The 9,861-nt window shown below is 67.9% G+C and carries 9 protein-coding genes; 6 read left to right on the forward strand and 3 right to left on the reverse strand.

Going from position 1 to position 9,861, the window contains the following annotated elements; genetic code table 11:
• The 3 genes from AC1DZ6_RS11365 to AC1DZ6_RS11375 form a co-directional block, all read left to right on the forward strand.
• Nucleotides 1-636: aquaporin (locus AC1DZ6_RS11365; protein ID WP_477097289.1), on the forward strand; the 636-nt coding region annotated here is incomplete at its 5' end.
• A complete protein-coding gene (gene arsC / locus AC1DZ6_RS11370; RefSeq protein WP_477097290.1) occupies nt 633-1,052 on the forward strand; it encodes an arsenate reductase (glutaredoxin) in 420 nt (139 codons plus the stop codon). The genes AC1DZ6_RS11365 and arsC, both read left to right, overlap by 4 nt.
• A gap of 139 nt (nt 1,053-1,191) precedes the next feature.
• Nucleotides 1,192-2,232 carry a substrate-binding domain-containing protein gene (locus AC1DZ6_RS11375; RefSeq protein ID WP_477097291.1) on the forward strand — a complete coding sequence of 347 codons (1,041 nt, stop codon included), beginning with the start codon at nt 1,192-1,194 and terminating at the stop codon, nt 2,230-2,232.
• Nucleotides 2,233-2,304: 72 nt separating this feature from the next.
• Here the strand turns inward: AC1DZ6_RS11375 and AC1DZ6_RS11380 are convergent, their stop codons facing one another.
• The 3 genes from AC1DZ6_RS11380 to AC1DZ6_RS11390 all read right to left on the reverse strand — a co-directional run bounded on the left by AC1DZ6_RS11380 (nt 2,305) and on the right by AC1DZ6_RS11390 (nt 5,040).
• Nucleotides 2,305-2,649, reverse strand: coding sequence for a hypothetical protein (locus AC1DZ6_RS11380; protein WP_477097292.1), 345 nt, complete (start codon nt 2,647-2,649; stop codon nt 2,305-2,307).
• 28 nt (nt 2,650-2,677) lie between these two features.
• Nucleotides 2,678-3,355, reverse strand: a complete 678-nt coding sequence (gene mepK, locus AC1DZ6_RS11385) for a peptidoglycan L,D-endopeptidase MepK (RefSeq protein ID WP_477097293.1) — start codon at nt 3,353-3,355, stop codon at nt 2,678-2,680.
• A 179-nt stretch (nt 3,356-3,534) separates the two neighbouring features.
• Nucleotides 3,535-5,040: a L,D-transpeptidase family protein gene (locus AC1DZ6_RS11390; RefSeq protein WP_477097297.1), complete on the reverse strand. Its 1,506-nt coding sequence runs from the start codon at nt 5,038-5,040 to the stop codon at nt 3,535-3,537.
• Between the two features lie 219 nt (nt 5,041-5,259).
• Here AC1DZ6_RS11390 and AC1DZ6_RS11395 point away from each other — a divergent pair, with 219 nt between their 5' ends.
• From AC1DZ6_RS11395 to AC1DZ6_RS11405, 3 genes are all read left to right on the forward strand, one after another.
• The gene (locus AC1DZ6_RS11395; protein ID WP_477097294.1) at nt 5,260-6,324 is read left to right on the forward strand and encodes a glycosyltransferase family 4 protein; all 1,065 of its coding nucleotides are present in this window, start codon (nt 5,260-5,262) and stop codon (nt 6,322-6,324) included.
• Nucleotides 6,325-6,447: 123 nt separating this feature from the next.
• Nucleotides 6,448-8,610 carry an amylo-alpha-1,6-glucosidase gene (locus tag AC1DZ6_RS11400; RefSeq protein ID WP_477097295.1) on the forward strand — a complete coding sequence of 721 codons (2,163 nt, stop codon included), beginning with the start codon at nt 6,448-6,450 and terminating at the stop codon, nt 8,608-8,610.
• 81 nt (nt 8,611-8,691) lie between these two features.
• Nucleotides 8,692-9,861: glycoside hydrolase family 15 protein (locus AC1DZ6_RS11405; protein ID WP_477097296.1), on the forward strand; the 1,170-nt coding region annotated here is incomplete at its 3' end.

The following is a 9,861-nucleotide window of genomic DNA, read 5'->3' on the forward strand; positions in this document are numbered from 1 at the left end:
GCCCTGGGCTCGGCTCTGCTGCTGGCCATCGTCATCGGCTCCGGGATCATGGGCGAGCGGCTTTCGGGCGGAAACGTCGCCATCGCCCTGCTGGGCAACACCCTGGCCACCGGCGCCGGCCTGATGGTGCTGATCACGGTGTTCGGACCGATCTCGGGCGCGCATTTCAATCCCGCCGTCACCCTGGTCGCCCTGATCCGCCGTGACATCAAGGCCCATGAGGCGTTGCTTTACGCCGTCGCCCAGGTCGTCGGCGCGGTCGCCGGCGTCTGGCTGGCCCACGCCATGTTCGAAGAGCCCATCCTCCAGGTCTCGGCCAAACTTCGGGACGGCCCCGACCAGATGCTGGCCGAGACGGTCGCCACCTTCGGCCTGGTCGCGACCATCCTGGGCGCCGTTCGCTTCCGCCCCGACTTCACGGCCGTCGCGGTCGGGCTTTACATCACCGCCGCCTACTGGTTCACCGCCTCGACCTCGTTCGCCAATCCGGCGGTCACCGTGGCGCGCAGCCTGTCGGACACCTTCGCCGGCATAGCCCCCACCTCGGCCCCCGCCTTCATCCTCGCCCAGTTCGTCGGCGCCCTGCTGGCCGCAATGGCGTTCGGATGGCTTCTCAAGGAAGACCCCGCCCCATGACCCACGCCGATTTTCCCATCACCATCTTCCACAACCCGGGCTGCGGCACCTCGCGCAACGTCCTGGCGATGCTCCGGGCGGCCGGATACGAGCCCTCGGTGGTCGAGTACCTGAAGACCCCCTGGACCCGGCAGCAACTGGCCGAACTGCTGGCCCAGGGCGGCGTGCGGCCGCGCGAATGGCTGCGGGTCAAGGGCACGCCGGCCGAGGCCTTGGGCCTGACCGCGCCCGATGTCTCGGACGACGCGATCCTGGACGCCATGGTCGCCGAGCCGATCCTGGTCGAGCGCCCGATCGTGGTCAGCCCCAAGGGCGTGCGCCTGTGCCGCCCCTCGGAGCGAGTGTTCGACCTGCTGGAGGCCGCGCCCGAAAGCTTCACCAAGGAAGACGGCGAGGTCGTTCGCCCGCGCGGCTAGCGTCGCGGGGGCGAAAGGATTGTCCGTGAACGGACACTGTCGCAAATCTGTCGCCAAACTGTGACAAATGACGGCGGCATAGACCGTACGGTTCGTGCGTTCCCTCCTTCTCGCCCCCTCGAAAGTAGGACTGTCCCCCATGAAGACCCTGCTCGGAGCCACCGCGGCGCTTGGCCTGCTGGCCGGCGCGTCCAGCGCCCACGCCGCTCGCGACTATGTCTGGGCCGCCGGTTCGTCGACCGTGTTCCCCTTCTCGACCCGCACCGCCGAGAACTTCGCCAAGAAGACCGGCAAGAAGGCGCCCAAGGTCGAGAGCCTGGGCACCGGCGGCGGGATCAAGATGTTCTGCGGCGGCATGGGCGAGAAGTTCCCCGACATCGCCAACGCCTCGCGCCCGATGAAGAAGTCCGAGTTCGAGGCCTGCAAGGCCAAGGGCGTCAACAACATCGTCGAGCTGAAGATCGGCTTCGACGGCATCGTCGTGGCCATGGACAAGTCGGCCCCCGACTACAACTTCAAGGTCGAGCACCTGTATCTGGGCCTGGGCCAGACCGTGCTTCGCGGCGGCGCCTTTGTCGCCAACCCCTACAAGACCTGGAAGGACGTCGGCGCCGGCCTGCCGGCCAACCGCATCCTGGTCTACGGCCCGCCGCCCACCTCGGGCACCCGCGACGCCTTCGTCGAGCTGGGCATCGAAGCCGGCGCCAAGAAGTTCCCGACCGCCAAGGCGTTGCAGGAAAGCGACGAGAAGGCCTTCAAGGCCAAGGTCGATCCGCTGCGCACCGACGGCTCGTGGGTCGACGCCGGCGAGAACGACAACGCCATCATCGGCACCATCGAGAAGACCCCGGGCGCCCTGGGCGTGTTCGGCTACAGCTTCCTCGAAGAGAACGGCAACCGCATCAAGGGCGCCAGCGTCAACGGCGTGAAGCCCACGGCCCAGACGATCGCCAGCGGCCAGTACCCGCTGTCGCGCTCGCTCTACATCTACGTCAAGAAGGACCAGGTGGGGGTGACCCCGGGCCTGAAGGAATTCATCGCCGAGTTCGTGTCCGACGCGGCCACCGGCCGGGGCGGCTATCTGCAAGGCCGCGGCCTGATCCCCCTGCCCCCGGCCCAACACGACGCCAACAAGGCCACCGCCGGCAAGCTGACGACGATGGCCCCGCCGAAGTCGTAGGGCTTTCGGGTTAGCGCACATGGAAACGGCCCCGGATCGCTCCGGGGCCGTTTTTCATTTCCAAAACCAAACCTAGTTCGTCGGCTGTTCCGAACCAGCCCGCGAGGTCATGCCCGCGGCGGCGGCGTCGTCGGCCATCTGGGCGTCGACCGGCGGCTGGTCGACGGCGGGGGCCGGAACGGTGGCGGCCGGCGGCGGCGCTTCGGGCTTGGGGGCGGTGGCGACAGGGGTCGGCCGGGTCGCGGCGGCCGAGGCCGCGTCGTCGGCGGCGGTGCGGATCTCGGTCGGACCCTCTTCGTAGCCGTTGGTATTCATGGAGGACGCCATCAACAGCACGCCGGCGGTGGCGATGGCCCCGGCCAGGGCGCCCAGAAGAATCCATCCGAACGGGTTGCTCTTGCGTTCGGCCTTGGCCATCTGGGCTTTCCTCTGATCTGCGGCCCTCTTAGGAGCCGACCCAACGCCGGACAGGTCCGACGTCGAGGTGAACGAAATTACTGACGGGGTAATAACCCACACCGCCCCGCTTGAGATCCAGGGCGGCGGCCCGCATGCGATCCAAAGCGACGTCCTCCAGATAGACATCCATGGCCTTGCCGTCCATGTGCAGGCTGCGTTTGGCGACCTGGCCGCTGCGTTCGTGCAACATGGCGTTGGTCTTGGGCGAGCGATAACCCGAGATCACCTGGAAATGCGACTTGGACCCGGTCTTCTGGGCCACGTCCGCCAGGGTGTCGAACAGCTCCGGATGCATCGAATAGACGTCGCCGGTTCGGTAGTCGCGCAGCACCTTGTCCAGCGCCTGGACGGCGTCGGGCACATACTCGCCCTTCTCGAAATAGACCGCTTCCAGTTTTTCCTGGGTGTGAATGTTGTGCAACTTCAGCCAGCGCGGGGCCCGCGAGGCGGCGCGGGCCTGCGAAACCGGGGCGGCGACTGGAGCGGCCGGGAACGAAAGGTCCGCGGTCGGCATTCCTTCGGGAAGATCGGCCTGCTGCGCCAGCAGGTCGGCGATGGGATCGGAGATCCCCAGCTTGGATTGGGCGAAGGCCGCCATCGGCCCGACCGCGCTCGCACCGAGCACGCCGAGGCCAAGCCCCAACAGCTTGCGTCGTTCGATCATCTTACGCTTCCCCGGACTGACCTCGCGAGACGCCGGAAGGCCGGACCACCACACTTGGCGATCCCCCCACGCGAGCACTAAAACGCCAGAGTCTTTACGAAATGACCACAGCCTTCCGAGAGGAAGGCGGCCAAAACGAAAGGCCTGCACCGGGAAGAGGCCTTACGCGGACCCGGGGGTCAAGCTGAGCCAGGGGCTCCTGCGGCGATACGCTGCACCAGCACCTTATCCCAGCCATAGGGGTCGTCGCGGAAGTTCATCTGCCCGTCTGGGGTCATGTAGGCCGTCCAGTAGAGCAGAAATACGGCCATTGGCTGAGCTAGCTGGGCGCGGACGGTCTTGCCCGCCGCGATCGTCGCGTCGACGACGTCCGGTTGCCAGTCGGGGCTGGAGGCCAACAACTGCTTGGCCAGCGGGATCGGCTTTTCCAGGCGCACGCAGCCATGGCTGGCCAGGCGGCTGAAGCTGGCGAACTTCGAGCGGCTGGGCGTGTCGTGCAGATAGACGCCGTAGGGATTGTCGAAATCGAACTTCACCAGGCCCAGGGCGGCCTTCGGTCCGGCCTTCTGCTGCAGCCGCGAGGTCCCCTCGCCGGTCGAGATCACGATGAAGTCATTGCGGGCCAGATAGCCGGGATTGGCCCGCTCCTTGGGCCACAGCTCCTTGCTGGCGATCGACGACGGCACGTTCCACGGCGGATTGAGCACGATCGAGTGGATCGTCGATTGCAGCATCGGCGTCTCGTCGCCCGGACGGCCGGTCACCGCCCGCATCGTCAGGTTCGGAGCGTCGTCGTGGAAGACGCTCATCACCGCCGCGGCGATGTTGACCTGGATGCGGTCGGCCGGCAGCTGCTGGGGCAGCCAGCGCCAGCGCTCCATGTTGGCCAGGATCTGGTCGATCCGCCGCTCGACGGGCACGTTCAGCGCCGCCAGGGTCGCCGGGCCAAGGCCGCCGTCGGGATTGAGGCCGAAGCGCTTCTGGGCGCGCATCAGCGCCTGTTGCAGGGCCTCGTCGAACACCGGAGCCTTGTCGACGGCCACGGTCGCGTCCTCGACCGCCAGGCGGGCCTCGAGCGCGGCGATTCGAAGATCGCCGGTCGCGCCCAGCTTCAGCGGCTCGCCCGACGCGATGGGCTTCCAGCCGCCCCTCGCGGCGATGTCGCGATAGGTCGCCAGGCCCTTCCGCAGGGTCTGATAGCCGGTATAGGGCGGCGGCAGGCTGTCCAGCCACGGCCCCAGGCGATCCTGGGCGGCCGCCTGGATGAAGTCGGGGCCCGGATCATAGGGCAAGGGGCGCAGGCCCCAGTCGTTGAGGAAGCCGTCCGCCGTCAGCCGGCCCGTCCGCACGGCCTTGGCGTAGCGCAGGGTCAGGTCGATCAGTTGAGCCTGCGCGCCCTGACGGGTCAGCGCGTCGCGGGCGCTGAGCAGCGGCAGGACGGCGTCGGGTGCGAAGGCGGCGGGCTCGAAGCCATGACTGGCGGCCTGGCCGAGGGTCCGGACCAGCAGATCGACCTGCTCGGGCCGCAGGACCACGCTGGTCGGCGGCGGCGGAGCCGGCTGCTGCGGCGCGCGCTGGGGGGCCTTCACCAAAGGCGGGTTCTGGATCTGCGCGAGAGCCGATGAGAGCGAGAATAGCGAAAGCGCGCCGCCAAGCAGTGCGTCACGTTTGGTCCAGGACTTGATCACAGTCGAAAGGTCTCGCCGCACGCTCGCACGCGGCCAGTCCGCGCACCCTCAAATGGCCGTTGCGATCCAGGCGCGTCAACGTCCGTATCGTGGAAGGCGAACGGTTCAGACCGCTTATGGTTCTTTATTTCCGATGCGGAACCTTAACGCCACACCAGCGGTTTGATCGGACGTCAGGGCGCGCGGTCGCGCCCTTCCAGCGTCAGGATTTTATCGATGAGGATCGCCCAGGTTCCGCCCCTGTACGAAGCTGTACCGCCGCGCTTCTATGGCGGCACGGAACGGGTCGTGGCCCACCTCACCGACGCCCTGGTCGACTTGGGACACGACGTCACCCTGTTCGCCTCGGGCGACGCTCGCACCAAGGCCGAACTGGTCGTCGTGCGCGACCAGGCCATCCGCCTGGACCCCGCTCCGCTGAAGTCGGATCTGGCCGCTCACATGGCGATGCTGTCCGAGGTTCGCCGCCAGGCCCACCGCTTCGACGTGATTCACTTCCACACCGACATGATCCAGTTCCCGATGTTCGAGGACATGGCCGGCAAGACCTTGACCACCCTGCACGGGCGGCTGGATCTGAAGGACCTGCCCGGCGTCTATCGTCGCTGGCCGCAATACCCGCTGGTCTCGATCTCCGACGACCAGCGCCAGCCCCTGCCCTTCGCCAACTGGGCCGGCACGGTGCTGCACGGCATGGCCGAGGAGATCTATGATTTCCGCCCGAAATCAGAAGGTTACCTCGCCTTCTTGGGCCGGATTTCGCCCGAGAAGGGCCCCGATCGCGCCATCGCCATCGCCAAGCGCCTGGGCAAGAAGCTGAAGATCGCCGCCAAGATCGACGCCGCCGACCGCGCCTATTTCCACGCCGAGATCGAACACCTGATGGACCATCCGCTGATCGAGTTCGTCGGCGAGATCGGCGATCATCAGAAGTCGGACTTCCTGGGTAACGCCGACGCCCTGCTGTTTCCCATCGCCTGGCCCGAACCGTTCGGCCTGGTGATGATCSAGGCCATGGCCTGCGGCACGCCGGTGATCGCCTACGACTGCGGTTCGGTGCCCGAGGTGATCGAGGACGGCCTGACCGGCTTCATCGTCCAGGACGAGGACGGCGCGGTCGCCGCCGCCCAACGCTTGGGCGAAATCAACCGCTTCGAGGTCCGCCGCCRGTTCGAAACCCGGTTCTCGGCCAGAGCCATGGCCCACCGCTATCTGGACCTCTATGATCGCCTGGAAGAAGCGTCCGCGCCGCCGCGCCTGACGCTGGCTCAAAGCGCCTGACCTCGTTCGGCCGCGCGGTCGCCGCGCCCGGGACATGATCAGGTTTTAGGAATCTGGAACCCGCCCGCCGCACACGCGGCGCGGCGGGCTTTCGAGGGACCTCAGCGCAAGGGGCCAATAAATATGGACGATCTCACACCCGGCCCAACGCCGAGCGGCGCCGTAGAACAGGGCGAGACGGGTGAACCACGCGTTCCCTACCGGCTGTTTGCGCTGAAGGACAAGGACACCTTCCTGGTGGCCGATGCGTTCGGCGACGTGCTGGGAGCGGCCGACGGCCTGTTCCACGACGACACCCGCCTGCTGTCCAAGCTGCGCCTGCTGTTGGGCAGCCGCTCGCCCGCCCTGCTGAGCGCGGCGGTGTCGCAGGACAACGTGTTCTTCACCTCCCACTCGACCAACGAGCCGCTTCCGGCCCTGGGCGGCGCCGCGGCGCCTCACGGCGCGATCCACGTCGAGCGCAAGCGGTTCCTGTGGGACCAGCGGCTGTACGAGCGCCTGCGCTTCGTCAACTACAGCCGCGACATGGTCATCCTGCCGGTCAGCCTGGAATTCGACGCCGACTTCCACGACATGTTCGAGGTGCGCGGCTCCAAGCGCCCCGCCGGTCGCGGCCGCGTGCTGCCCGCCGAGATGAACGGCCGCTCGGTCACCTACGCCTATGACGGCCTGGACGGCGTGCGCCGCACCAGCATCATCTCGTTCTCCGAACCGCCGGGCCGCCTGGGCCCGCAGCGCGCCGACTTCATGTTCATGCTGACGCCCGAAACCCACTTCGACCTCTATATCGAGGTCGGGGTCGATCAGGCCCATCCGCCGACCCGCGAGCGCTGGCGAGCGGCGGCGGCGCGGGCCCGAGTCGACATGCGCAAGCGGCGGCGACACGGCGCGCGGCTGCACAGCTCGGGCCGGCTGTTCAACAACTGGCTGGAGAAGTCGCGGGCCGACCTGGCCCTGCTGACCACCCAGTTCGCCACCGGCCCATACCCCTATGCCGGCATCCCCTGGTTCTCGACCCCGTTCGGCCGCGACGCCATCATCACCGCCTGGCAGGTGCTGTGGATCGAGCCCGGCCTGGCCAAGGGCGTGCTGGGCTACCTGGCCGAGCACCAGGCGCTGGAGGTCAGCGCCTTCCGCGACAGCGCCCCCGGCAAGATCATGCACGAGACCCGCAAGGGCGAGATGACCGCGCTCGGCGAGCTGCCGTTCGGCCGCTATTACGGCGGGGTCGACACCACGCCGCTGTTCGTGGCCCTGGCCTGCGCCTATGCCGAGCGCACCGGGGATCTGGCGTTCATAGAGGGCCTGTGGGAGCCGCTGCTGGCGGCCATCGCCTGGATCGAGCACTTCGGCGACAGCGACGGCGACGGGCTGATCGACTACGCCCGCGGCCTGGACTCCGGCCTGTCGAACCAGAACTGGAAGGACAGCGAGGACAGCGTCTTCCACGAGGACGGCAAGTTCCCCGACGGCCCCATCGCCGTGGTCGAGGTGCAGGGCTACGCCTTCGCCGCCTTCAAGGGCATGGCCGACCTGGCCGAGCGACGCGGCGAGCCCGAGAACGCCGAACGCTGGCGCGGCAAGGCCGAGCATCTGCGCCAGCAGGTCGAGACCAAGTTCTGGATGGAGGACAAGGGCTTCTACGCCATGGCGGTCGACGGTCACGGCAAGCCCTGCCGCGTCAGGGGCTCCAATCCCGGCCACCTGCTGTTCTGCGGCCTACCCTCGCCCGAGCGTGCCAAGAAGGTGGCTGACACCCTGCTGTCGGCGGCGTTCCACAACGGTTTCGGGGTGCGAACCCTGGCCCAGGGCGAGCCGCGCTTCAATCCGATGAGCTATCACAACGGCTCGGTCTGGCCGCACGACACGGCCATCTGCGCCATGGGCCTGGCCCGCTACGGCCATCGCGACGGGGTGGTGAGCATGACCTCGGGCCTGTTCGAGACCGCCGCCCACTACGAGATGCGCCTGCCCGAACTGTTCTGCGGCTTCCCGCGCCAGCCGGGCGAACCGCCCGTGGCCTATCCGGTGGCCTGCCTGCCGCAGGCCTGGGCCGCCGGCTCGGCCTTCATGATGCTGCAGGCCTGCCTGGGCATCACCATCGACGGCTGGCGGGGCGAGGTGCATCTGACCGATCCGCGCCTGCCGATCGGCATCGACCACCTGCAGGTCGACGGCCTGCGGATCGGCACGGCCTCGACCGACATCACCTTCGAGCACGTCGGCGCCCATGTGGCGGCCCATACGAGCAAGGACTCGCCGGTCGCCATCTTGATCAGGCGATGACCCGCCTTCGTTCCGCTCGTCCCGGCCTGCGTCGGGATGAGCGGTTTGAAAACTGAAGCGCAGCACGAGCCGGACCAAAACATGCCTCAGAACCTCGACCTCTTCCCGATCGGCAACTGCGCCGTCAGCGCCCTGATCGATCGCTCCGGCCGGTTCGTCTGGGCCTGCGCGCCGCGCATCGACTCCGACCCGGTGTTCAGCTCCCTGCTGGGCGGGCTGGAGTCCGGCGATCCGGAGACCAAGGGCGTTTGGGAGGTCGCGGTCGACGGCGCCAAGACCGTCGAGCAGGAATACCTGCGCAACACCCCGATCCTGCGCACGGTGATCACCGACGCCGACGGCGCCAGCATCGAGATCATCGACTTCGCCCCCCGCTATCAACAGTTCGGCCGCAGCTTCCGGCCCACCGCCTTCATCCGCCTGATCCGGCCGCTGACCAGCGTGGCGCGGATCACCATCCGCCTGCGTCCCACCGCCGACTGGGGAGCGCGGTTGGCCGAGAACACCCACGGCTCCAACCACATCCGCTTCCTGTGCTCGGACATGACCCTGCGCCTGTCCACCGACGGGCCGGTGTCGCACGTGCTGGAGGAGCGCACCTTCCGGCTGGAAAAGCCGATCGCCATGTTCCTGGGCGCCGACGAGGGCTTCAACGCCGACATCGGGGCCACCTGCAATCGCATGCTGCAGCAGACCCAGGAATACTGGATGGACTGGGTGCGCGGCCTGGCCGTGCCGCTCGACTACCAGGCTCCTGTCATCCGTGCGGCCRTCACCCTCAAGCTCTGCATGCACGAGGAGACCGGGGCGATCGTGGCGGCCATGACCACCTCGATCCCCGAGCACGCCGACAGCGGGCGCAACTGGGACTATCGCTACTGCTGGATGCGGGACGCCTATTACGTGGTCCAGGCGCTGAACCGGCTGGGCGCGGTAGACATCCTGGAGAACTACCTCGGCTACCTGCGCAACATCGTCGACCGGGCGGCGGGCGGCCACATCCAGCCGCTGTTCGGGGTGGGCTTCGAGCCGCAGCTGACCGAGCGCTTCGCTCCCGCCCTGCCCGGCTATCGCGGCATGGGACCGGTGCGGATCGGCAACCAGGCCTTCGAGCACCAGCAGCACGACGTGTACGGCCAGATCATCCTGTCGACCGTCCAGGCCTTCTTCGACGAGCGCCTGCTGCGGCCGGGCACGGTGGAGGACTTCCACAATCTGGAGCCGGTCGGCGAGCGGGCTTTCCAGTTGCAC

The sequence above is a fragment of the Caulobacter sp. P1_B12_2 genome (genome assembly GCF_056406675.1).

Bases quoted from the DNA above. Each gene is read 5' to 3' on its own strand.
- arsC (WP_477097290.1), top strand. From the start codon at position 633: ATGACCCACGCCGATTTTCCCATCACCATCTTCCACAACCCGGGCTGC.
- AC1DZ6_RS11375 (WP_477097291.1), top strand. From the start codon at position 1,192: ATGAAGACCCTGCTCGGAGCCACCGCGGCGCTTGGCCTGCTGGCCGGC.
- AC1DZ6_RS11380 (WP_477097292.1), bottom strand. From the start codon at position 2,649: ATGGCCAAGGCCGAACGCAAGAGCAACCCGTTCGGATGGATTCTTCTG.
- mepK (WP_477097293.1), bottom strand. From the start codon at position 3,355: ATGATCGAACGACGCAAGCTGTTGGGGCTTGGCCTCGGCGTGCTCGGT.
- AC1DZ6_RS11400 (WP_477097295.1), top strand. From the start codon at position 6,448: ATGGACGATCTCACACCCGGCCCAACGCCGAGCGGCGCCGTAGAACAG.